The following is a 24,641-nucleotide window of genomic DNA, read 5'->3' on the forward strand; positions in this document are numbered from 1 at the left end:
AAAAACGCGGGGTGCTACCACGCGTTTTTTTCATTTGCTATCCTTCCCAAAGTGAAACGACAAGAAAACGGATGCGAGCACAACCATGACAAAAATACCGAAGAAGAGGATCGTATGATAGGGGGCAGGAACGAATGTAGCCGCAATCATCAGCAAGCCGCCGATTAAATAAAATTTGGCTGCGCTCTTGTGCGTCTTTCTCCAATTACTCTCGCTTGCAAGCGTATATGTCGTTCTGATTCCGATAAAGCTGTTGGGCTGGAATCGCGGCATATGATAGCCTGTGATGGCGAGCAATATGCCAACCATCGGCAGGATTACTTTTGCAATATTGAATGACACGCCGTAGCCAAAAGCAATCGTAACGCTATGCAGGACGAGCAAGCAGAGAAGCGTAACATTTTGCACAATATGGATGCCGGACTTGTGCATTTGATAGTTTTGCTTTTTCGGAATGACAACAATTAGAATGACCATTAAGGCGGGCAGCAGCAGCAGGGCAAAAGCTTTGTGCGCGAATCCGTTGATTTCATTGCTTACATTCCAGTGAATAGCCATTTGCTCAGGCATGTATGGATAAGCAGCCAAGCTTCCGATTAAGGCAATAGAGATGATGATCCAAGATAATACGCTAGATTTCATTCCTCTTCATTCCCTCCGAATCTGATTGCTGAAAGGAGACAAACCATTTTAACAGGTCTTGGAAAACGGTAGTGTTGAGGGAATAATAAATATGCTGGCCTTTCCGTTCATCCCATACAAGCTCCGCCTGCTTGAGCAAGCGGAGGTGGTGGGAGATGCTAGGCTTTGTCAATTGAAAGTGGTCGGCAATTTCCCCAGCAGTCAGATCTCGCTCACGAAGTAAATCCAATATGATGCGCCTAGTCGGATCAGAAAGAGCTTTAAAGGCAAGATTAGTCGTCATTTATTTCATCCTTCCCAGATTAACCTATATATGGGTTAGAGATTTAGATAATTATCTAAATATAATTTACATAACTATAACGTTTCGCGTCGGCGCTGTCAATTTGGGAGGATACTGTCAAACTCTCAAGACAGATAATCATTTTAAATGAAGACCATCATTACCCACTATCTAGTCAAGCGAACAAATATTCGCTAAAATGGTTGTTATAAAGAGGTGAATCAGCCATGTTCAAAAAGAAGACTCTAGCAGACATCATTCAAGAGCTGCGGGGTAATGAGAATATCGTGAATTGGCATGAAATTGAACCACAAGACGCCAAATATAAGCCTATTCCAGATACAGTAGACGCTAGAATTGCCGATGCGCTTGCTAGGCGAGGCATAGATCAGCTTTACTCGCACCAATATTCAGCCTACAAGGCAGTAGAGAAGGGCGAGAATATTGTAGCCGTTACCCCAACAGCTTCCGGGAAAACGATGTGCTACAACCTGCCTGTTCTGCAAGCCATTGCAGCAGATGAAACGAGCAGAGCGCTGTATCTATTTCCAACTAAAGCATTATCGCAAGATCAAAAAAGCGAATTGACTGAAATGATAGATGAGATGGGCATTGACATAAAAAGCTTTACTTATGACGGGGATACGTCGCCGGCCATTCGCCAGAAAGTAAGAATGGCAGGGCATATTGTCATAACGAATCCGGACATGCTCCATTCCGGGATCTTGCCGCATCATACGAAATGGGTAAGCCTTTTTGAAAATTTAAAGTATATCGTGATCGATGAATTGCATACATATCGGGGCGTATTTGGCAGCCATGTCGCTAATGTTCTGAGGCGATTAAAACGGATTTGCAAATTTTATGGCAGCAACCCTACATTTATATGCACATCGGCTACGATTGCAAACCCAAAGGAATTGGCCGAGCAGCTAACAGGGGAGCCAATGCGTTTAATTGACGACAACGGAGCGCCTAGAGGAAGAAAACATTTTGTTTTCTACAACCCGCCAATCGTAAACCAGCCTCTTAATATAAGAAAAAGCGCGACGGTCGAGGTCAATCATTTGGCTACAGAGTTTTTGAAAAATAAAATTCAAACGATTATTTTTGCCAGAAGCCGGGTGCGTGTCGAGTTAATTCTCAGTCATATCCAGGAGCTTGTAAAAAATCAGATAGGCGCAAAATCGATTCGCGGCTATCGCGGCGGTTATTTGCCGAATCAGCGGCGCGAAATTGAAAAGGGTTTGCGGGCTGGCGATATACTCGGCGTTGTGAGCACGAATGCGCTTGAGCTTGGCGTAGATATCGGGCAGCTGCAGGTATGCGTCATGACCGGCTATCCTGGCAGCGTAGCCAGCACTTGGCAGCAAGCAGGCCGAGCGGGACGAAGACACGGTGAAGCTCTTATATTGATGGTAGCCAGCTCGACGCCTATTGACCAGCACATCGTTCAAAACCCCGATTACTTTTTTGACCGGAACCCGGAAGCGGCTCGGATAAATCCTGAGAATCTGCTTATTCTCGTGGACCATCTGCGATGCGCGGCCTATGAGCTGCCTTTCAAAGCCGCTGAGCCATTTGGCCCTGTCGATGTGGTTGAAATCATGGAGTATTTAGTAGAGGAAAGAATATTACATCGCAACGGCGATACCTTCTACTGGGCCAATCAGTCTTTCCCGGCAAGCAACATCAGTTTGCGCTCTGCTTCACAAGAGAATGTCGTTATTATCGATCAAAGCAATGTAGCCAACGTAAAAATTATTGGCGAGATGGATCGATTCAGCGCGATGACCCTTTTGCATGATGAAGCGATTTATTTGCATGAAGGGGTTCAATTCCAAGTTGAAAAGCTGGACTGGGACCATAAGAAGGCTTATGTGCGGGAAGTGGATGTTGAGTATTACACTGATGCCAATTTAGCCGTAAATTTAAAGGTTTTGCAGATTGATAAAACGACGGACAGAGAGCATACTTCATTAAATTTTGGAGATGTCGCCATAAATGCTGTGCCTACCATTTTCAAAAAAATCAAATTATCGAGTGGAGAAAATATCGGCTCTGGGCCCATCCATTTGCCTGAAGAGGAGCTGCACACCAGTGCGGCATGGATGGAATTAAAGCAGGTAGACCCTGAAATAGGGGAGAAGACGTTGGAGCAGCTTCTGCTGGGAATTGCGAATGTCATGCGCCATATCGCGCCTGTACTCGTCATGTGCGACAGAAGCGACATACATGTCGTATCTCAAATTAAAGCGGCGCATACCGGACTGCCTACCGTTTTCCTATATGATCATTACCCTGGAGGCATCGGCCTCGCTGAAGATGTGTATAAGCGATTTGATGAAATAAAAAACGCTGCAAAACATTTAATTCAAAAATGCTCATGCAAGGATGGGTGCCCGGCATGTATTGGGACAGAGATCGAAGGCATCAATGGGAAATACAGAAGCATACAGCTGCTAGACCAGTTCTAAATGGCGTGTTGGGAGGGATAGATGATGAGCAGCATGCGTGAACGTATGAATCGGCTGCGCGGAGAGATCACAGAGAAGGACAACCAGGTAGAAACAGCAGCTGCTGTGAGCGAGGAGTTGATCTCGCAGGGAGAGGATAAGGAGCAGCTCTCGCCTGCATGGGAGACTTTCGATGTGTTGCTGATGGAGAACGATACGGGCAGCTTCCTGCTTCGGAAAATCGTTTATCCGATCGATTATCGCCATGGTCATCATGCTATAGAAGAGCTCACCCAGGCGGCGCCTGGATTGTCGGCCTTCCATCCTTTGCGTGAAACATTTGCTGAGCAAATTTTGTTTCTCGATCTGGAAACGACAGGGCTCGGCGTAGGAGCGGGTAACATTCCTTTCATGGTCGGCATAGGATATATGTCGAAAGGGCAATTTGTCATCGAGCAAACGTTGATAAGACATCCGGCCGAAGAGAGAGCAATGCTGATGTATTTGGCGGAAAAGCTGAACCATTTCACTTTTCTGGCAACGTACAATGGCAAAACCTTTGATTGGCCGCTCGTTCAAAACCGTTTTATTATGCATGGGCTTAGCCGCAATCTGTGGGAACCGAGGCATCTCGATTTTTTGCATCCTTCGAGGTCATTATGGAAAAACACGCTCGTTTCCTGCAAGCTAAGCCATGTCGAAGAGGAGAGGCTGGGCATTCACCGCGAGGACGATGTGCCAGGCTCGCTTGCGCCGCAGCTATATTTTCAGTTTTTGGCGGATGGAGAACCTGCTCCGCTCGAGGGCGTTTTTCGACATAATGAAATCGATATGCTCTCGCTAGCCTGTCTCGCGATTCGATTTGGGCATTTGCTAAATGGAAATCTCGCCTCTTATATCCCTTTGCCGGATGAGCCGGAGGAAATGGTACGTACTGGACTGTGGCTGGAGCGCATGGGAAAAAGCGAGCTTCCCGGCCTATTATTTGATATGGCAATGAAAGAGGAGCAGGCGAATCCATCAACTCTTATCATGCTCGCCGAGCGTGACAAGAAGGCTGGAAATTGGGTGCGTGCTGTGTTATTGTGGCAGAAGGCTCTTATTCATTCTAAGGCTCATTTCGGGGCGGCAGCCCATGAAGCGAGCATTGAGCTTGCGATGTATTACGAGCATAAGCTCAAAGATTATGAATCAGCTTTAGGGCACGCGAATCTAGCGTTTGAGCATGCATTAAATTATTCGATGCTCGCTCGCCGAGACACCAAAAAAAGAGCGGAGCTTGAAGCGCTGCGCAATCGGATTTCAAGGCTGCGCCGAAAGACAGAAAAACAATTTAAATAATCGGGAAACCTTACTATAGAGCAGATGCGTAAAGCAGACAGCTGCAGTTAATTGAATGGCTTATTTTATAATGGAAAACGTAAGCTCAACAACCAGATTCCAGCAGTTGCCGCTTGCGCTTGAGAGGACATACGTTATGACAGTGAAACAAGCAGCAATGCGCGGATTACTTATTGATCTAGACGGCACATTATATCACGGTACGCATCGCATTGATGGTGCAGACACCTTGATTACTTACTTGCGCGAAACAAAGCTTCCATTTCGCTTTGTAACCAATAATTCATCGGCAACGCCTGCTGAGGTGGCTGAAAGACTATTGAAGATGGGGATTCCAGCTGCAGCTGAAGAGGTTTGTACATCCGCGCAAGCGGCGGCTGAGCATATTGCATTCTTGAAGCCAGGCGCTTCCGTGTTTGTAGTTGGTGAGGCTGGCTTAAGAAAAGCCGTTCAAGAGGCCGGCTTATTGCTGACGGAGGAGCAGCCGGATTTTGTCCTGCAAGGGATTGACCGCTCGTTCACCTACGAACGATTGACGAAAGCAGTTCGCTTTATTCATAATGGGGCGACATTTATAATGACGAACCCTGATTTGCTGCTGCCATCGAGCGATGGACTCATTCCAGGAGCGGGCTCCATAGGCGCAATGCTTAAGGCTGCAGGAGGCAAAGAGCCTATCCTAATTGGCAAGCCTTCTTCTATTCTTATGAACTATTCCTTAAGGGAGATCGGATTAAAGGCTGACGAAGCATGGGTAGTTGGCGATAATATGGCAACTGACATTGCATTTGGAGAGGCTGCAGGCTGCGGCACGATATTAGTATTAACTGGTCTTACAACGGCTCAAAATATGGAATACTATATGGAACAAGCCGGCTGCAAGCCAACGATTATATGCAAAGACTTAGAAGACCTTCGTTTGTATATTTCTGACCATAGAGAGATATAAGACAAAGCAGACGAAGAAATTAGGAAGGAAGCGTGCTTCATGCAGGAACTGCCGGAACTGGACAATTATCGGGCTTTATTAGCGGAGCAATTCGCAGGAGCTCAAATTACCGGTGTCGAGATAACTAATGTAAAAGCGTTTCAAGCGAGCAATGAGCAGATCGAGCGAGACATTTTAGGCAAAGTGCTTTGGTTTGTGGAAAGACGGGGCTTGCATTTGTTGTTTCATTTGGATAATGGAAAGCGACTATTGCTTTATTTGGGGCAAGGCGCTTACTTGTATAAAGGCAGCGAGCAAGATTTGCCGACGCGCGCAGCGCAAGTGAAGCTGTATTTTGGCCCAGTGACCTTGTTCTGCATTGGACTGCGAGCGGATGCATTGCAGCTGTTGACGGTGAAGGAAGTTGAGGAGAAGCTGGGACGGTTCGGTCCAGATGCTTTGGACAAAAGAATGACGGTTGATCGCTTCATCGCTCGTTTTGCCAAGAAGCGCGGCTCGATCAAATCGTCATTAATGGACCAAAATGTCATTTCAGGCATTGGTGCCGTTTATTCGGATGAAATTTGCTATGCTGCGTCACTGCGTCCCGATGCAAAGATACCAATGTTTGAACGTGAAACGTGGGAACGCCTATACGATTCGATGCATAGTGTATTAAAGGAAGCGATTTCACAAGGCGGAGCAGGAGAGCAGCTTTTTGCCGAGGGAGACAGCTTGACTGGCGGACATCAAGATCATTTTTCAGTTTACGACCGCGAAGGTCAAAACTGCCCGCGCTGCGGCGGTGTAATCGAGAAAATTGAAGTATCTGGTCGAAAAGCATTCGTTTGTTCAGACTGCCAAAAGGATCAGTAGGTACGATTCTGACGTTGAACGGAGGACTCATTCATGATTCATGTTTATTTAGATGATTACCGAGCATGTCCAAAAGGCTTTGTGCTGGCAAGCAATGCTGAAGAATGCAAGCAGCTGCTTGATATGGAGACAATCGGTATTTTATCTCTAGATTACGATCTAGGATGGGCCCAGCCTACAGGCTACGAGGTGGTTCGCCATATCGTAGAGACAGGTCGTTACCCAGAGCAAATCTTCTTGCACACCTCAAGCTCAGCAGGACGTCTGCAAATGTACCATGCGCTTTCAACGAACGCGCCAGCTGAGACCAAGCTGCATAATGGTCCAATGCCGGACGCGCTAATAAATAGAATAGCTGGTCGATAATTTTTTCACCCAGACCCTCGAGGGTTTTTACACCCAAACCCTAAAGGGCTTAAAACCCAAACCCTAAAGGGTTTTTAAACCCAAACCCTAAAGGGCTTTAAAACCAACCTTTAAAGGCTTTTCGAACCCACCCAAACCCTCCCTTCCAAGGGAGGGCCCCAAGGGTTGCACCCTCTGGACACCCGCAACTGGACAAACGTAAGAGTTGGACATGCGCTCGCGAGCTGCGGAAGAGCATCGAACGCTTTCGTCCCGTTGGGACACGCTTACATTGGGGTACACTAGGGTGACCTCTAAAACCGTTAAACGATGGTGCAACACAGTGGTGGACAAGTCTATTTGGTCGGTTGGATCGCTTTCGTCCTTGTAGGACACGCTTTCATGCGAGAGAATGGCGATTGTCCCTACTATACGCTTTCGTGCAAGAAGAAAAGCATTGTCCTTGCAGGACACTCGCTTGCGAAACAATGGCGTTCGTCCTGCCAGACGCATTCATAAATGAGAATAGCGTTCGTCCTTTCAGGACGTTTTCTAACATAAGATTCGCTTAACCTTTCTGGACAAGCGTCTAATCGTACTACAAGGGATTGAATAATCTCATTTCGTGGTGCAAATCGTAGTTTAAGAAACTATGTTTTCAGTATTGGTTTCACGAAATGTGACGCATTCGGTTATAATACAAATATTGCTCTTATTTATTGCTTAACAAAGAGGTTAAGCGCATCAATAAGGATCCAAAATTAAAGCGTGTCCCGAAGGGACAAAAGCGAGCCTAGCTCGATTGAATTCGTATGCGTCGCTAAACATCCATCGTTACTCAGGTGTTGAGTCGTTCAGGTAACACTGGTGCATCTAAAGTAAAGCGTGTCCCGCAGGGACGAAAGCGATCCCCTACCAACGTATCTCGCGAGCGCATTTTGAGCTCCAACGTTAGTCCAATTGCAGGTGTCCAGAGGACGCAGTCCTTGGGGCCCTCCCTTGGAAGGGAGGGTTTGGGTGGGTTCGAAAAGCCTTTAAGGTTGGTAGTAAGCCTTTAAGGTTGGTAGTAAGCCTTTAAGGTTGGTAGTAAGCCTTTAAGGTTGGTAGTAAGCCTTTAAGGTTGGTAGTAAGCCTTTGAAGGTTGGTAGTAAGCCTTTAAAGGTTGGCAGATAACCCCTTTAGGGGCAGGGGTGAAAAAAAGGTCCCTCCAAGGGACCCCCCAGGGTAATTCACATATGAAAGAGGTTTTTGCTACGTGAGTCAATGGATCGGAACAGCCAATCAAACTTATGCGCCATACGCGATGGAAGAGCTTCGCAGATTGATCGAGGGTGTGGCATTTACGCAGCTTGCTGCGGGAGAAGTGTTCTTAATGACGAGTCCGCAAGCTCGGGAAGAGACGCTGCAGGCTATACTTCAACAGGAGCCGATCTTTTTGCGGCATGTGCAGCCGGTGGATCGGACGATTGAAATTACCGGAAACGCAAATGATCTAGAGCAATTGTCGGATATGGTGCGCAATGCCGTGCTGACCTTTGAAAATAAACGAGTTGCCGTACACATTAGACGAACTTCCAAGTCGGAGTTTGTTTATTCGGCTGCCGATACAAAAGCTGTGCTTGATGCTGTGCTGGAGGAAGTCGACGCGGAGCCTGTTGTACAGCAGCCTGAGGTCATCATTGCGATCTATGCTGCGGTCAATCAGCTCTATATCGGCTTCGGCGCTCCAACGGACATGCTGTCGGATTGGCCAGGCGGAGCTGTTCGCTTCCAGCGAGAAGAAGGACAGGTATCTCGCGCCAAATTTAAGCTGCTTGAAGCTGAGCGTGAGTTCAAGCTAAACTATGCGGGTTATCAGAATGCGCTTGACGTAGGCGCAGCGCCGGGCGGATGGACATCGCTTCTATTGGAGCGAGGCTTGCGGGTTACTGCAGTTGATCCTGCAGATTTGCATCCATCGCTTTTGGCTTATCCGACGTTAACCTACTTGAAACGGAATGCTTCGGAGGTTAAATTTAACGCCGGTGCGTTTGATTTGCTTGTCTGCGATATGAGCTGGAGCCCGATGCTTATGTGCAAGCTTGTGCTTGATCTTGAGCCTGCCCTTGTGAAGGGCGCTACAGCGATCATCACCGTTAAGCTCATGCACCGGAAACCGCTTCAGACGATTAGAGATGTCATTTCAAGATTGTCGACGGAATTTTTGCTGCAGAAAGCGAAGCAATTGTTTCATAACCGGGAAGAGATTACATTATATCTGATCAAAAAATAACGCAAACCGCCCTCGCCGCGAGGCAGGGCTTTCTTTTTGCCCAAACAGACCTGCATGAGCTGAATCCATTCTAACGCGGGGCATGCTAGGCCGATCTAAATGAAGGCATTAGCGCTTAACGCTTATAGGAGGCTTTTTTTGGTGCCTAACTTGAAAGCGCTTTATACAAACTTGCGGATCAAGCACAAAATGTTTGTGCTGATCTCCGTCATTATGATCGTCGTTGCCGTACTTGCCATTGTAATCCAGCAATATGCTTTTGATTTTTATGATCAGGAAATAAATAAACAGTCTTCCAAGGCGCTTAGCCTGTCATCGATCAGCATCGAGAACGAATTAAAGAAAATGGAAAAGCTGACGTTTATGCTCGCAACGGATTCAACCATACAGCGCTATTTGAGGTCGATTAAGAGCGGATTATCCGATTACGATAATTATGTCGTGCGGCTCACGGTCAAAGAGCGGATGGTTAACATCGGCGCGCTTGATAAATATGTACTGTCTGCCCAGCTGTATGACGTGAATGACAATGAGTACGCGGTTGGCGCGAATTCGGTTACTGTGTATCAGGACCGGCTCGATGTCTTTAAGAAATTAACATCAGTCAATAAAGGCGGCAATACGTGGATTGCCCCTTACAGCGATGATAAATCCTTAATTGCAGCACGCGAGGTGCGTTCATTTGAGCAGCTTAACCTCGATTATATTGGCACTTTAGCGCTTCGCATCGATATGGAAAAGCTGTTCCGCGACTTGGCGAATGGCATGAACAGCAATGACGCACAGTTGATCATTATGAAAAAGAATGAAGCGGTTTATCCGGAGGCTTCTGCTTTCCCAATCGATACGTTGTCGACTTTAACTGGCAATGAAGGCTATAAGGTCATCAGCTATGAAGGCAAGAAATATTTCGTGACATACATCGCTTCAACGTACACTGATTGGACCTACTATACGCTCATTCCGTTCGATGATATTTTTGAGCGCGTTGTCAAGGTGAAAAATACGATTATTCTCATTTTTGCAATCTTGTTTATTGTCATTCTCTTTATTGCCGTCAGTTTTGCTAAAGGCATTACAGAGCCGATCGAACGTTTGAATGCGAAAATGAAAAGGGTGCAGCTCGGCAATTTCGAATATACCGATGAGCCTAACGAGAGAGCGCTTGCGATGGATGAAGCCGGACAAATGCATCGCAATTTCCGCATCATGGTTGAGCGTATCAATGAGCTCATTCATGAAAACTACGTGAAGCAGCTTACGATTCGCGATACCGAGTTTAAAGCGCTGCAGGCGCAAATCAACCCGCATTTTTTGTACAATACGCTGGAATCGATAAACTGGTCGGCCAAGCTGAGCAATCAGACGCATATATCCCAAATGGTCGAAGCACTAGGATCGCTGCTCAGAACCTCCATTAATCTAAAGGAGCCGCTTATTCCGCTGAGCAAGGAGCTTGATATCATTAATCATTATGTGACGATCCAAAAATATCGGTTCGAGGAACGGCTGGATTTTCATGTCGATGTGCCGGAGAAGCTGCTCTATTGCAGCATTCCTAAGCTATCGCTGCAGCCGCTCGTCGAGAACGCGATTAATTATGGGCTGGAACAAATGATAGACACCTGCAAAATTAACATTCATGCTTTTGCCCAAGATAAGCTGCTTTACATTTCGGTCGAGGATAATGGCCCTGGGATGGAGGAGTCATTCGTTGCACAACTGCTCAGCGGTGAGGTGAAAACGAAGGGCTCGGGCTTAGGACTAAAAAATATTGAGGAGCGCATCAAACTTCTATATGGTGAAGCCTATGGACTGACGGTGGAAAGCGAGCCAAACGGAGGCACAAAGGTTACGTTGATGCTTCCTTACGAAATGAGGGATATCCATGTATAAGGTGCTGCTCGTCGATGACGAGCGAATTATTGTAGAGGGCATATCACGCACGGTAAATTGGAACGCATTCGATACGGAGCTAGCTGGAACGGCTCGCAACGGTCTGGAAGCGATGGCTTTTATCGAGTCGAATCAGCCTGATATTGTTATTTCAGATATTAAAATGCCTGGTTTGAACGGGCTGCAGCTGGTCGAGAAGGTGTACGAGAAATACCCGCACATCGTATTCATTTTATTATCTGGGTTCAGTGAGTTTGATTACGCACGCTCGGCGATGCAATATGGGGTAAAGCACTATTTGCTCAAGCCATGCAATGAGAATACGATTACCGATGCGCTTAGTGAGGTCATTGCGGAGCTGGAGAAGCTGCAGTCACAGGAAAACTTCATGCTAAATATTCAGAAGGAGCTGTCTAAGGTGCTTCCTCATGCAAAGGAGCAGTTTCTGAAGGAGCTGGTGACGAATAAGACCTATGGTCAGCGTGATTGGGACGATTACGGAAATTTGTTTCATATAACGGTAGAGAATGACAAAGTACAGCTGCTATTGTTCCAAATCGAGGGGGATTTCGAATTTGAGCATATGTTCGCCGTCAAAAATATCGCGCAGGACGTTCTCGGCTCATCCAGCGTGCTCCTGAGTACAACAATCGGTAAGCATGTCCTTCTGCTGATTGAGGAGGTAGCCGAGGCAGACCAATTATTTGCGAAGCTAAATGAGATAAAGAAAACATTTTCGACCTATTACAAGCTGGATGCCACGGTAGCGGTTAGCGATGCAGGAGCGATTACTCAAGCCCGCAAAATGTACCGCGATACGCTTGAATGCTTGAACTACCAATTTTATTTGGGAGAGGGCAGCATCATTACGCAAAAGGATGTTGAACGCGGTGACGACAGCGTGCTTAAGCCATTCTTTTATGATGAAGAGCCGCTTTGCATGCATGTTAAATCAGGCGATTGGGCTTTTGTGCATGCAGAGCTGCAAAATTATTTTTCACTGCTTGCTGACAGCCGAATGGATACGCATTTATCCAAGTCGTATGTCATTCCGCTCTATATCTCCATTGTCAGACAAGGGAAGCCGGAGGAAATCAATGATTATTTGAAAAAAATTACGAGCTTCGATCAATTTACGACCCTTCGTGCGACAGAGCAGTTTGTTACGGCAAATGCAGAGCAAATTTGTTTGAACAATTTTCACACCTATACCAAGAAGCATTCCTGCATTATTCATAAAATGATAGAAGTCATTGAGGAGCATATTTCAAGTCCTAATCTATCCCTGAACTGGGTAGCTAGTGAGATCCTATATATGAATGCCGATTATTTAGGCAAGCTGTTCAAGAAGGAAACGGGCGAGAAGTTTTCCAACTATGTCGTCCGTCTAAGAATGGATAAGGCGATGGAGGAAATTGAAAAGACCGGCGATGTGAAGGTTTTTGAGCTTGCTGAGAAATTCGGTTTTGGCGATAATCCGCAATATTTTAGCCAAGTGTTCAAAAAGCATACCGGCTTCACCCCATCGGAATTCAAGAGGTCGCCATAATGGCGACCTCTGTTTTTTTAACAAAGAAAGCGGTTTTTTGAATTCCGACAACGAGGCATTCAACCTATAATAAACCTTGTAAACAACATTCAAGAGTCTGGAAGGGGCGTAACAACACAATGAAAGCACCGAAAAAAATGCTTTTAATGCTCATGGCTTTTGCGCTGGTTCTCGTAAGCGCTTGCGGTGGCAACAACTCGGGCAATGGCAATGCGGCTGACACGACAAACACTCCGAAATCAGGAAATGAAGTGAAAGAGGAGAAGCCGGTCACGCTGCGTATCGCTTGGTGGGGCGGTCAGCCTCGTCACGATTACACGATGAAGGTTATCGAAATGTATAAAACAAAAAATCCTCACGTAACGATTGAAATGGAATATGCGAACTATGATGACTACTGGAAAAAACTAGCGCCGCAAGCGGCTGCGAACGAGCTTCCCGACATTATTCAAATCGATACGCAAAACTACTCGCAATATGCGGGCAGAAACCAACTCGCTGATTTGACGCCTTTCCTTGGCAAACAAATTGACGTTAGCGACATTAGCCAGAATGCGATTGACGGCGGTAAATTGGGAGACGGCCTATATGGCATGAACCTTGGCGTCAACGCACTGGGCTTTAACTATGATCCCGCTCTTCTGAAAAAAGCAGGCATCGATTCCATCCCTGAAAACTTCACTTGGGATGACTACGTAGCAATGGCAGCAAAAGCGAAAGCAGCAGGACTATACTTCGATAACGGCATGCGCCCAGAAGTATTTTTCAGCTACTACCTTCGTACTTTAGGCAAAACCTTGTTTAACGCGGAAGGCAATGGCCTTGGCTATGAAGACGATCAAATGTTCGCTGATTTCTTCGGCATGCAGGCCAAACTCGTAATTGACGGCGCAGTACCTTCACCAGACGTGCTTGCTCAAATCAAAGGGGCGGAAGACAGCCATCTTGTACTGAATCAAGGGATTGGGGTATGGCAATGGTCCAACCAATATGTAGGCTTGCAGCAGGTGGCTAACAGACCGCTCGCAATCGCTCCAATGGTAGGCCCTAATATGGAAAAAGGCTTGTTCCTGAAGCCAAGCATGTTCTTCTCCGTTTCTGAAAATTCGAAAGCAAAAGAAGAAGCAGCTAAGTTTATCAACTTCTTCGTCAATGATATCGAAGCGAATAAATTGATTTTGGGCGATCGCGGCGTTCCGGTAGCGGCTAAAGTGAAGGAAGCGTTAAAAGCGGTTTCCACAGAAGCACAAGTTCAAGTATACGACTATGTAGCTTGGGCTGAAGCGAACAGCACGCCAATGGATCCTGCTGATCCAATCGGCTCCGCTGAAGTGTTCAAATCCTTGACTAGCCTTGCCGAGCAAATGAACTACAACAAAATCAAGCCGGAAGAAGCAGCTAAGAAATTTAGAGACGAAGCAACCTCCATCCTTAAGAAAAACAAGTAAACGAACTTGAGAAGAGGCGATGGCCCGTCGTAAGAAACGGCCATCGCTCTTTCATAGCTGGCACGTTAGACTTCGTATAGGAGTTGGATAAGATGAAATCGCTGTCACTTAAAAACAACTTAATCGGGTACACGTTTATTGGTCCATTTGTTATCGGGTTTCTTTTATTCACATTGGTTCCTGCAATTGCATCGTTATATTTTTCGGTTACGGATTATGATCTGCTCTCGACACCATCCTTTATCGGATTAGAGAATTACCAGACGATGTTTACCGATGACTCGAAGTTCTGGGCGTCACTGAAAGTAACCTTTCTATACGTATTTATCGGCGTTCCGCTTAGATTAGCCTTTGCACTATTTATCGCCATGATTTTAAACACAGCTTCGAAAGCAATCGGGTTATATCGGACGGTTTATTATCTTCCTTCTATAATCGGCGGCAGCGTTGCAGTCTCCATTATGTGGCGCAATCTGTACGGCGACGAAGGAGTCATAAACATTTTTCTGAATGCACTCGGTTTAGATAGCGTGAGATGGTTTGCTGAACCAGCAGCTGCGCTCTGGATGCTCATTACGTTGTCGGTATGGCAATTTGGCTCCTCGATGCTTATTTTTCTAGCAGGTCTCAAGAACATTCCGCCAGAATTGTATGAGGCTTCAAACGTCGATGGGGCAGGACCCGTTATCCGCTTCTTCAAAATCACACTGCCCATGCTCAGCCCGATCATCCTATTCAATACGATCATGCAGACCATCGGTGCATTTATGACCTTCGTTCCTGCGTACATTATTTCCAAAGGGGAAGGCGGCCCGCTCGATGGCACGCTGCTGTACTCGCTTTACTTGTTCCGTCAGGCGTTCGTCTATTTTGATATGGGCTATGCGTCCGCAATGGCTTGGGTAATGCTCATCATTATCGCCATTCTGACAGGAATTCTGTTCGCCATATCCAAGAAATGGGTACATTACGAGTCGAAAGGCGGTCATTAATCATGACATTAAAAAAGCTGAAGTGGCCGATTTATCATATCTTTGTTGCCGCGCTTGCGCTCGTGATGGTTTATCCGGTCTTATGGCTGCTCATGAGCTCGTTCAAGCAAAGCAATCTCATCTTCTCAACGGCAGATTCGCTTATTCCACAGCCTTGGATTTGGGAAAATTATAAAATCGGCTGGATCGGCATTGCAGGCCAGTCGTTCGGCAACTTTATTATGAACTCGCTCGAAATCGTTATTTTATCGACGATCGGAGCTGTATTGTCATCATCATTTATCGCGTTTGGCTTTGCTAGACTTAATTTCACAGGCAAAACGTTTTGGTTTGGCATTATGATGGTTACCCTTATGCTGCCTCATGACGTCGTGCTTGTCCCGCAATACATTTTATTTGCGAAGCTGGACTGGCTCAATTCGATTAAGCCTATCGTAATCCCGCAATATTTCGGCATTCCGTTTTTTATCTTTTTGCTCATCCAGTTCATTCGGACGATTCCAACTGAGCTTGACGAAGCGGCGACGATTGACGGCTGCGGAAAATTCCGCTTGTTTTTCCGAATTATTTTGCCGCTGGTTGTACCGGCTTTGGCCACGGCGTCGATTTTCTCCTTTTACTGGCGCTGGGAGGATTTGCTCGGACCGGTCCTTTATTTGAACCGTCCAAGCTTATACCCGGTATCGATGGGACTTAAGATGTTCCTCGACAGCGACACCGTTTCGAACTGGGGCGCGATGTTCGCGATGTCCATTGTCAGCTTAATTCCGGTACTTGCCATATTTTTTGCTTTTCAGAAGTACATTGTGGAAGGAATCAGCACTAGTGGTTTGAAATAGAAACGAATAGAATCAGGGGAGAGGAAGATGGAAATGCCGCAACTTCAATTTGACGAAAAACATATTCGAGACGTAATCGATCGTGTAGTAGACCGCACATTTAGAATGGACTTTAGCTGGGATTGGCCGGGAGGAGTCGCTTTTTACGGCGTAGCCGAGGCTTATGAAGCAACTGGAAATGAACGCTATATTCAGCTATTGCAGGAATGGGTGGATGAGAAGCTGGAGGAAGGCCTCCCTAAGCTTTCCGTCAACGGCGTTTCGATTGGGCATACGCTTATTTCGCTCTATCAGGCAACTGACGATCAAAAGTATTTAGACGTTGCGATTCAAATGGCCGAATACTTAAAGAATGACGCGATTCGCTTCGCGGACGGCATTTTTCAGCATACCGTTAATTCGGAAACGTATAATTTTCCCGAGCAGGCTTGGGTAGATACGATGATGATGGCTGGTTATTTCCTCGTTCGGATGGGACATCTTCTGGACCGCGCCGATTATTTGGAGGATGGCCTGAAGCAGTATCACGGTCATGAGCATTTCCTGCAGGATCCGGTTACGAATTTGTATTACCATGGCTGGGACAATATCGCGCAAAACCATATGTCGTCCATTTTCTGGGCTCGCGGCAATTCATGGGCTGCGTTGACGATGGCTAAGGCTCTGCCGCATATTGCCGTCCAGCATCCGTCGTTCATGATCATCGAAGGCTCCATGCGGGATCAGCTCAGCACACTTGTACGTTTGCAAGCCGATAATGGGCTATGGCATACCGTATTGGACGATGAAACCTCCTACCATGAATCATCGGGCTCTGCAGGTATTGCAACTGGCTTGTTCGCTTTTGGCTCCTTATACAATAAATACATTCAACGTTCAATTGACGGTATTATAAGCCAAATTACCGAGGATGGGGCGGTGCTGAACGTGTCAGCCGGAACGGCTGTTATGAATGATCAGCAGGGCTATCGCGACGTCGCGCACAAGCGTGTGCAGGGCTGGGGCCAGGGACTGGCGCTAGCGTTTCTATCGGAGCTGCTCCATTCCAAAAAACGCGTTTTCTAAACGATGTCACATTGTTTTATTCATCCATTTTATGTTAAAGTAGCACTAATCAATTAGAATCAGGAAAGCATCCTGATGCCGTTTGTACCTACACAAACGGCATCGGGATGCTTTTTTTTGTTGGCCATAAGGAGGAGGTAACGGCATGGATAGTCCGGATAGCCCGCAAACTTTATTTAATCCTTTCCCATTGGGTGCGATTGTCGGTGGACGATATCGGATTGTTGGCATTTTAGGCCGCGGGGGTATGGGCGTAGTCTATGCAGCGGATGATCTCAAGCTTGCTGGCAACCTACGAGCGGTGAAAGTCATTGCGCCTGTTCCAGGCAGCCGCGGCAGATACGCTGGCGAAGCTTATATGATGATGAAGGTCAATCATCCGCATTTGCCATTGATTATGGATTATTACTCGCCTGAAGAGCATGATTTTGAAGCGCTGGTCATGGAGTACATTGATGGCCGCACCGTTGCTGAATTAATACGTTCAAGGCATGTTGCAGTGACCTTTGGTCAAATGATCCATATCGGCTTGCAGCTCTGTGCCGCGCTTATCCATTTGCATGGACATGCACCGCCCATTATTCACCGCGACCTGAAGCCGACAAATGTCATGATCGATCATAAATGGCAGGTAAAGCTGATCGATTTCGGCATTTCGCGACAATACAAGGAGGGACAGCAGCAGGATACCGCTCAGCTTGGAACGGTCGGCTTCGCCGCGCCGGAGCAGGAGGGAATGGGGCAAAGCGACGAACGGACAGATGTATACGGGCTGGGAGCGCTGCTCTATTTCATGGCTAGCGGAGGAGAGATCTATAATCAAATAGCAGGAAGCAGAGGAGATCGCGCTCCTTTTGCTCATCTGCTGCCTGATATTCCGAATATATTCATTGCGGTGCTGAGGCGTTTGCTCCAGTCCGATCCGAATTTGCGTTTTCGCTCCATGCTGGAGGTAGAAGAGGCACTTAAGCCTTTTGCGTCTTCGCAAATAAATGACACTCCAGGTCATAATCTAGAGCTTAATATGTCAAAATTCCGAGCACGAGGAACGATGATTTGCATGTTGTCATTAGCTCCCGGAGCAGGATCAACCTTTCTTGCTCATACGCTTGCTGCCTTTCTAGGGCAGCTGGGCACATCCGTTTCAGCAGCTGAATACGAGCAGGCAAGGCCGGAATGGCATGCTTGGTTTTCCGGGCTTAAACGAGCAAAGAACGGCAATTGGAAGGAAAGTATGGCACTCGATCAACGTTATGTTCACTATAAACAAGAAGAAAGCACAGTGAATTGGTTCTCGCTTCGACCTGAAAGCAATCAAGCATTCACTCAGGATGAGCAGCGATTTGCCAGGATGCTTCAGCATGCTGGAAGCGTGATTAATCTAATCGATTTGTCCGGCAAATGGATTGAGCCGGGTGCGCTTTCACTGCTTCAGCAAGCAAGATTCGTCTTTGTGGTCGGAGATCCGGCTGTCGCCAAATGGCAAACGAATGAGCTAAGGCAGTTAGTCTCTTTAGGACAAGCGCTGCAACGTAACGGCGGCAAGATGAAATATATTGCGAACAAGGATTTGGCGTTCCGCGGCAGAAACGAATGGCTGTCCTTGTTCCCGGAACGGCCATTTGCTATCGTGCCAAGGCTGCCGGAGGAGACACTGCTTACACTGCAATGGAATGGCCTGTGGGCAGCGGATGACATGCGTTTGCGCAGGAGGCTAAACCAAGCGCTGATGCCTATTTTTAAGCTCATTTACAATGAAATAAACACGGAATGACCATTTATGTGGTACAATGATACGGGTAAAAACGAGAACGTTGCAAGCTTTCATTAAGGTGTATACATGAATGGAGATAAAAGACAAATGAGTTTGTTAACAGTAGAGCAATTATCACATACGTTTGGCGATCGGGTATTGTTTAGAAATGTATCCTTCAGATTGCTGGCCGGGGAGCATGTAGGGCTGGTTGGCGCGAATGGTACAGGAAAATCGACGCTTATGAACATATTGACAGGCAAGCTATTGAAAGACGAGGGCAAGGTGGAATGGACGCCACGCGTTCGTTACGGTTACTTGGACCAGCATACGAAGCTTGAAGCGGGCAAAACGATCCGCGACGTGCTGAAGGATGCATTTCTGCCCATGCTCGTTTTAGAAGAGGAGCTAAACAGCATTGCTGCACAAATGGGCGATGCCGACGCAGATACGCTTGATCAGCTTCTTATTCGGATGGGCGAGATTCAAGAAGAGCTTGAGATAGGCGATTTCTATTTAATCGACGTAAAGGTTGATGAAATGGCGAACGGCTTAGGCCTTAATGCTATTGGCCTTGACCGTGACGTGACGGCGCTCAGCGGTGGACAGCGGACGAAGGTACTGCTCGCCAAGCTGCTGCTTGAGAAGCCAGGGGTACTATTGCTCGATGAGCCTACGAACTATTTGGATGAAGAGCATATTAACTGGCTGACCAACTATTTGAAAAATTATCCGCATGCCTTTGTTCTTATTTCTCATGAAACGGGCTTCATGAATCAGGTCGTCAACGTGATCTATCATCTTGAATTTACGAAGATGACGCGTTATTCGGCCAATTACGAGAAATTTCTTGAAATGGCGGATCTTAATAAGGCACAGCATATCGATGCTTACGAGAAGCAGAAGGATTACATTAAGAAGCAAGAGGAATTTATTAATAAAAACAAAGCGCGTGCCTCTACATCGGGCCGAGCCAAGAGCCGGGAGAAGCAGCTGGATCGCATTGACCGGATCGATAAACCCGAAGAAGCGGCGAAGCCTACCTTTAACTTTAGAGAATCCAGAACGAGCGGCAAAACTGTTTTTGAAGCGGAAGGCATGGTGATTGGCTACAATAAACCACTTTTGCCTAAAATGGATATGGTTATTGAGCGCGGTGATAAAATTGCGATCGTAGGCTGCAATGGTGTCGGCAAATCAACGCTCTTGAAGACGATACTCGGCGTTATTCCGGCGCTTGATGGCAAAACCTATCTTGGTGACTACTTGAGTCCAGCCTATTTTGAACAAGAAGCGAAAGCTCCGACGATGACCCCGCTGGATGACGTATGGGATGAGTTTTCCTTTATGAACCAGCATGAGGTTCGTGCTGCACTTGCCCGCTGCGGATTGAAAAATGAGCATATTACTCGTGCGCTTAACCAGCTTAGCGGCGGTGAGCAGGCGAAGGTTCGTCTTTGCAAGCTGATGCTGCGCGAGAGCAACTGGATTTTGTTCGATGAGCCAACGAATCATTTGGATGTCGTTGCCAAAGCAGAGTTGAAAAGGGCACTTCAAGCCTATAAAGGCACAGTAGTACTTGTCTCACATGAGCCTGATTTCTACGAGGATTGGGTGACCAAAACTTGGGATGTAGAAGCTTGGTCGATGCAAACGCAGAAGTGATCCTTTATACGGTCAGCAATCGCCGGTCTACTTTTTCTGTAGATCGGCTTGCTTGCATTTGCGAAACGTCTTCATTATGATGAAATTAACTGTTCTTTTATAAAGAACATCTATTTTGCATGATGACATGAGATTATTTACAACAGGAAGCAGGTGAACCTCTAGGATGAAGGAACGTATTCTTGTCGTAGAAGACGAAACAGGCATTTCCCGTATATTGCAGCTTGAACTGGAGCATGAAGGTTATACCGTGGGGACTGCGGCAGATGGGCGAACAGGCTATGAAATGGCATCAACAGGCGATTGGGAGCTAGTATTGCTAGACGTCATGCTGCCTGAGATGAGTGGCATTGAAGTGCTGAGGCTGCTGCGCCAAGCCGGCAATCCAGTACCGATTATATTATTGACTGCACGAGATACCGTGCCGGATAAGGTTAGCGGCTTCGAGCATGGAGCCAATGACTATATAACGAAGCCGTTTGCAATGGAAGAGCTGCTTGCACGCGTGCGCAACATATTGCGCATATTCCAGCAGTACCCTAAGGAAGCGGAAGGGTCAGATATGATTAAGGTCGGAGATCTGACGATTGAGCTCCGCACGCGCAAAGTCTTTCGGAAAGATCTCTTAATCGAACTGACGCCGCGCGAGTTTGAACTGCTTGTTTACCTTGTTGAGAACAAGAACGTTGAAAAATCGCGCGAGGATATATTATCAGAGGTTTGGGGCTATGACTTTATTGGGGAAACGAATCTGGTCGACGTTTACATTCGTTATTTGCGCCAAAAGCTGGACAAGGGCTACCGGCATAAGCTCATTCATACGGTACGCGGAGTAGGCTATATGATAAAGGAGCCGGATGCATGACACTTCGCAAACGGTTCACTCTTTTTACGATTTTTTGGCTGATCTTTATTTTGATTCTGTTCAATATTTTCGTTTATTTTTATGTGATCAAAATAACGACAGAAAGCGAAGAAGAGGTTATTGCCAACAAGGTGAATCTCATGCTTGAGAATCCCCGAATACAGAGCGGTCGAGGGTTAAATTACCCGGAGCTGCTCAATGAGTACTACAATGTAAATGAAATGATTCGCATCATTGCGCCTAATAACAGAGTCGTTAATATTACGGGCTCAAATGAGCTTCTTCAGGAGCTTCCGGCGACCTTCGAGACCCATCATCACACAGGGATGATTACGAAGGGCGGAGAGCGTATTTTGTATATGCGCGTGCCGCTATATGACGGGAACCGCGTCATTGCGATGCTCGAGGTTAATCGGATATTGGACGAGCTGGACAATTACCTGCAGGTGCTGGTCGCTGCGCTTAGCGTAACAAGCGGAGGCGCAATCCTGTTCGCCATATTCGGTACGTATTGGTTTACTTCCAGATTGACGGCTCCGATTCAACAGATGGTGAATACGATGCGGGAAATCGATCGCAGCGGCAAGCTCAGACAAATTGAGCTGAGCAGCAAGGAAGAATCCGCGGAGCTGCTGCAGCTCGTTCGCGCTTTTAACCAAATGATTGAGCGGCTTGATCGTACCTTTGCAAAGCAGAAGCAGTTCGTAGCGGACGCTTCGCATGAGCTTAAGACACCGCTTACCGTTATTAGCAGCTATGCGGGAATGCTCAAGCGCTGGGGACGCGATGACGAGAGCTTGCGCAATGAAGCGATCGAGGCGATCGACAAGGAAGCTAACCGTTTGCAAAATTTAACGAAATCGATGCTTATGCTTGCCGAAGCGGAGCAGGAGGATTGGCTGCGTCAGGAGCTGTTCGACGTTGTGCAGGTGGTTGATGAGCTTGCGACGATGCTTCAAACGACCTTCGGTCGTCCTATTCGCGTAAAAGCGATGTCCAAGGTCGTGCGCATGGTCGGTGACAAGGACAAAATCAGGCAGCTGCTCGTTATTTTGCTGGACAATGCCATTAAATATTCGAAGGAACCCATAGATGTGACGATTACGCTCGTTAGGCATATTGTCAAAATCGAGGTCAAGGACAAAGGCATGGGCATACCTGAAAATGAAATTCCGCATCTGTTCGAACGGTTTTACCGCGTAGACGGTGCTAGAAGCCGCGCAACCGGCGGAGTCGGGCTTGGTCTGTCGATTGCCAAGCGGATCGTTGACTTGCATGAAGGCAAAGTTGACGTATTCAGCTTGCCGGATTTAGGAACGACGATTACGCTGCAGTTCAAGCAGCGGAAACAATAACTTTTTGTGATGGAGGCTGCAAAAATTGAAGTTTCGCACGGCAGCAGTTCAATATAAGCTTGCTGATATTAGCTCATTTGAGCAATTCGCCGAGCAAGTGACGCACTATGTGCGAAATGCTTCGGAATACGGGGTTCAATTTGTTTTGTTCCCCGAGTTTTTTACGACACAATTAATGTCAATCGGAGATGAGCAGGGGAGGGCGCTTCCGATTGATCGGCTTCCCGATTTCACGGAAGACTACTTGCACTTGTTTCGCTCCTTGGCAACTGAGTACGCTGTTTATATTATTGGCGGCACGCATGTCTTAAAGACTGCTGATGGTACGCTTCGGAATGCTGCACATCTCTTTCATCCGGATGGCAAAATTGACGTTCAGCATAAAATTCATATTACGCCCTCAGAGATAGAAGGCTGGAATATGTCGGCTGGCGATGGCCTTGAAGTGTTTGACACGGCATACGGTACGATTGCGATGCTGACCTGTTATGATATTGAATTTCCCGAGATCGTTCGAATGGCTCGCGCGAAGGGAGCAGATGTTATATTTTGCCCGTCGTGTACGGATGACCGGCATGGCTTTTATCGCGTCAGATATTGCTGTCATGCCAGAGCTGTTGAAAATCAAATCTATATTGTCACAACAGGTACAGTTGGCTCACTCCGCAAAGTCGATTTGATGCGTGCAAACTTTGGCCAGGCGGCCATTATTGCCCCGAATGACATTCCGTTTCCGCCAGCTGGCATTTTGAGCGAAGGGATTATCAATGAGGATATGCTCGTCGTTGCCGATCTCGATCTAGCGCTGCTCGCGGAAGTAAGGACAAAAGGCTCGGTAACGACCTGGCGGGACCGTCGTACCGACTTGTACACAGATTGGCAGTAATCAGCGCTCCCGCTTGTTGTTGTAAATGAGAAGGGTGGACCGCTATGTGCAAAGATCTATACTTGTTTGTTGAAGGGAAGCCGGTTAAAGCCATTATTCGGAATTATCATTTTACAGATCCATTTCAACTTCAACAAAGGGGATAAAGATCATGCTTATTTATCATCGTATCAGCTCGATTGAAGACAAATATTTTGGTTCATTACATAAGCTATTGCAAACGATTTTCCCTCCTGAGGAGGTACTGGCGTACGAGCTATGGCGGGAACCGCTTGAGGACGAGACCATTCATGTATATCGCGCTGCTGACAAGCTAGAGCTTCTTCCGCTATGACGAAACTTATATTTAGAGGTACTGGCGATTCCATGGGCGTACCTCGTGTTTATTGCGACTGCGAGGTCTGCACGGAGGCGCGGGCTACGAACGAAAATCGACGTTTAAGATCATCGTTACAGATTGAGGATCAGGAAGCGGGTACGGTATGGATCGATTGCGGACCGGATTTCTCGAAGCAGTTAGAAGCGGCGGAATTGCGATCAGTTGATACGCTGCTGATCACGCATGCTCATTTTGACCATATTGGTGGACTTGTGGAATGGGCAGATGCTTGCCGCTGGACGAAGAAGAAGGGACAAGCCATCGCGCCCTCGGAAGTGATTGAGGAGATATTGAACCGCTTCCCATGGCTTAGCAATCAAATTGATTTTCAATCCTTCGATCAGCCGATTATACTTGGCAAATGGCGTGCATCCAGTTGGCGCGTCAACCACGGAAAAAACGGCTATGCCTACGCATTTCGTTTCGAACATACGGAAAAGGACTGTAATTGGGTTTATTGCTCGGATTCCATCGGTTTGACGGAGGAAATGCAGCAGCCGCTTGCTGATTTGGACTTGCTTGTCCTCGGAACCAGCTTCTATCAAGAGCCATTCGCTTATGAAACCAGATCCATCTATGACGTGCTTGAAGCGATCGAGCTTGTTAAGAAATGGGAACCAAAGCGGACGATCTTTACCCACATGTCTCATGACATTGATCTTCGTAGAGAGTATGACCTGCCGGAGCGAGTGGAATTTGCCCGCACGGGTATGAGCATCACCATTTGAATGCAATGAATAACTGGTAATCGCTTGACAATTGGCTTGTCTTTTTTGTACATTATTGGAGTAACCTTTTTTTTATCA

21 protein-coding genes are annotated in these 24,641 nt (G+C 46.9%); 19 read left to right on the top strand and 2 right to left on the bottom strand.

Annotated elements, in window-relative coordinates; translation table 11 throughout:
* Positions 1 to 30: 30 nt before the first annotated feature.
* Both AC1TPC_RS05290 and AC1TPC_RS05295 read right to left on the bottom strand, forming a co-directional pair.
* Positions 31 to 642 (bottom strand): SdpI family protein, encoded by a 612-nt coding sequence (locus tag AC1TPC_RS05290; RefSeq protein ID WP_482065806.1) that lies wholly within the window; start codon positions 640 to 642, stop codon positions 31 to 33.
* Positions 632 to 925: an autorepressor SdpR family transcription factor gene (locus AC1TPC_RS05295; protein WP_482065807.1), complete on the bottom strand. Its 294-nt coding sequence runs from the start codon at positions 923 to 925 to the stop codon at positions 632 to 634. The genes AC1TPC_RS05290 and AC1TPC_RS05295 overlap by 11 nt, the downstream gene beginning before the upstream one ends.
* 227 nt (positions 926 to 1,152) lie before the next feature.
* Between AC1TPC_RS05295 and AC1TPC_RS05300 the strand changes: the two genes are divergently transcribed.
* The 19 genes from AC1TPC_RS05300 (at position 1,153) to AC1TPC_RS05390 (ending at position 24,563) form a co-directional block, all read left to right on the top strand.
* Positions 1,153 to 3,402 carry a DEAD/DEAH box helicase gene (locus AC1TPC_RS05300; RefSeq protein WP_482065808.1) on the top strand — a complete coding sequence of 750 codons (2,250 nt, stop codon included), beginning with the start codon at positions 1,153 to 1,155 and terminating at the stop codon, positions 3,400 to 3,402.
* A 21-nt stretch (positions 3,403 to 3,423) separates the two neighbouring features.
* Positions 3,424 to 4,722, top strand: a complete 1,299-nt coding sequence (locus AC1TPC_RS05305) for a ribonuclease H-like domain-containing protein (protein ID WP_482065809.1) — start codon at positions 3,424 to 3,426, stop codon at positions 4,720 to 4,722.
* 136 nt (positions 4,723 to 4,858) lie between these two features.
* Entirely contained in the window at positions 4,859 to 5,671 is an 813-nt protein-coding gene (locus tag AC1TPC_RS05310) for a TIGR01457 family HAD-type hydrolase (protein ID WP_482065810.1), read from the top strand.
* A 39-nt stretch (positions 5,672 to 5,710) separates the two neighbouring features.
* Entirely contained in the window at positions 5,711 to 6,526 is an 816-nt protein-coding gene (locus AC1TPC_RS05315; protein ID WP_482065811.1) for an Fpg/Nei family DNA glycosylase, read from the top strand.
* Between the two features lie 33 nt (positions 6,527 to 6,559).
* Complete coding sequence (locus AC1TPC_RS05320) at positions 6,560 to 6,892, top strand: cyclic-phosphate processing receiver domain-containing protein (RefSeq protein ID WP_482065812.1); 333 nt, start codon at positions 6,560 to 6,562, stop codon at positions 6,890 to 6,892.
* Positions 6,893 to 8,126: 1,234 nt separating this feature from the next.
* Complete coding sequence (locus AC1TPC_RS05325) at positions 8,127 to 9,143, top strand: 23S rRNA (cytidine(2498)-2'-O)-methyltransferase RlmM (protein ID WP_482065813.1); 1,017 nt, start codon at positions 8,127 to 8,129, stop codon at positions 9,141 to 9,143.
* 141 nt (positions 9,144 to 9,284) lie between these two features.
* Positions 9,285 to 11,039 carry a sensor histidine kinase gene (locus AC1TPC_RS05330; RefSeq protein ID WP_482065814.1) on the top strand — a complete coding sequence of 585 codons (1,755 nt, stop codon included), beginning with the start codon at positions 9,285 to 9,287 and terminating at the stop codon, positions 11,037 to 11,039.
* Positions 11,032 to 12,588 (top strand): response regulator transcription factor, encoded by a 1,557-nt coding sequence (locus tag AC1TPC_RS05335; protein WP_482065815.1) that lies wholly within the window; start codon positions 11,032 to 11,034, stop codon positions 12,586 to 12,588. The genes AC1TPC_RS05330 and AC1TPC_RS05335 overlap by 8 nt, the downstream gene beginning before the upstream one ends.
* Positions 12,589 to 12,707: 119 nt before the next feature.
* Positions 12,708 to 14,036 carry an ABC transporter substrate-binding protein gene (locus AC1TPC_RS05340; protein WP_482065816.1) on the top strand — a complete coding sequence of 443 codons (1,329 nt, stop codon included), beginning with the start codon at positions 12,708 to 12,710 and terminating at the stop codon, positions 14,034 to 14,036.
* Between the two features lie 92 nt (positions 14,037 to 14,128).
* Positions 14,129 to 15,028: a carbohydrate ABC transporter permease gene (locus AC1TPC_RS05345; protein ID WP_482065817.1), complete on the top strand. Its 900-nt coding sequence runs from the start codon at positions 14,129 to 14,131 to the stop codon at positions 15,026 to 15,028.
* Positions 15,029 to 15,030: 2 nt separating this feature from the next.
* Complete coding sequence (locus AC1TPC_RS05350; RefSeq protein WP_482065818.1) at positions 15,031 to 15,867, top strand: carbohydrate ABC transporter permease; 837 nt, start codon at positions 15,031 to 15,033, stop codon at positions 15,865 to 15,867.
* Positions 15,868 to 15,900: 33 nt separating this feature from the next.
* On the top strand, positions 15,901 to 16,932 hold the full coding sequence (locus AC1TPC_RS05355) for a glycoside hydrolase family 88/105 protein (protein ID WP_482065982.1): 1,032 nt from the start codon (positions 15,901 to 15,903) through the stop codon (positions 16,930 to 16,932).
* 145 nt (positions 16,933 to 17,077) lie between these two features.
* The gene (locus AC1TPC_RS05360) at positions 17,078 to 18,706 is read left to right on the top strand and encodes a serine/threonine-protein kinase (RefSeq protein WP_482065819.1); all 1,629 of its coding nucleotides are present in this window, start codon (positions 17,078 to 17,080) and stop codon (positions 18,704 to 18,706) included.
* Between the two features lie 87 nt (positions 18,707 to 18,793).
* Complete coding sequence (locus tag AC1TPC_RS05365) at positions 18,794 to 20,350, top strand: ABC-F family ATP-binding cassette domain-containing protein (RefSeq protein WP_482065820.1); 1,557 nt, start codon at positions 18,794 to 18,796, stop codon at positions 20,348 to 20,350.
* A 166-nt stretch (positions 20,351 to 20,516) separates the two neighbouring features.
* Entirely contained in the window at positions 20,517 to 21,215 is a 699-nt protein-coding gene (locus tag AC1TPC_RS05370) for a response regulator transcription factor (RefSeq protein WP_482065821.1), read from the top strand.
* Positions 21,212 to 22,570 (top strand): HAMP domain-containing sensor histidine kinase, encoded by a 1,359-nt coding sequence (locus AC1TPC_RS05375; RefSeq protein ID WP_482065822.1) that lies wholly within the window; start codon positions 21,212 to 21,214, stop codon positions 22,568 to 22,570. The genes AC1TPC_RS05370 and AC1TPC_RS05375 overlap by 4 nt, the downstream gene beginning before the upstream one ends.
* 25 nt (positions 22,571 to 22,595) lie before the next feature.
* On the top strand, positions 22,596 to 23,456 hold the full coding sequence (locus AC1TPC_RS05380; protein WP_482065823.1) for a carbon-nitrogen hydrolase family protein: 861 nt from the start codon (positions 22,596 to 22,598) through the stop codon (positions 23,454 to 23,456).
* Positions 23,457 to 23,607: 151 nt separating this feature from the next.
* Complete coding sequence (locus AC1TPC_RS05385) at positions 23,608 to 23,790, top strand: hypothetical protein (protein WP_482065824.1); 183 nt, start codon at positions 23,608 to 23,610, stop codon at positions 23,788 to 23,790.
* Positions 23,787 to 24,563 carry an MBL fold metallo-hydrolase gene (locus AC1TPC_RS05390; protein ID WP_482065825.1) on the top strand — a complete coding sequence of 259 codons (777 nt, stop codon included), beginning with the start codon at positions 23,787 to 23,789 and terminating at the stop codon, positions 24,561 to 24,563. The genes AC1TPC_RS05385 and AC1TPC_RS05390 overlap by 4 nt, the downstream gene beginning before the upstream one ends.
* The last annotated feature ends 78 nt before the right edge of the window (positions 24,564 to 24,641 follow it).

Source organism: Paenibacillus sp. Y280 (genome assembly GCF_056786335.1).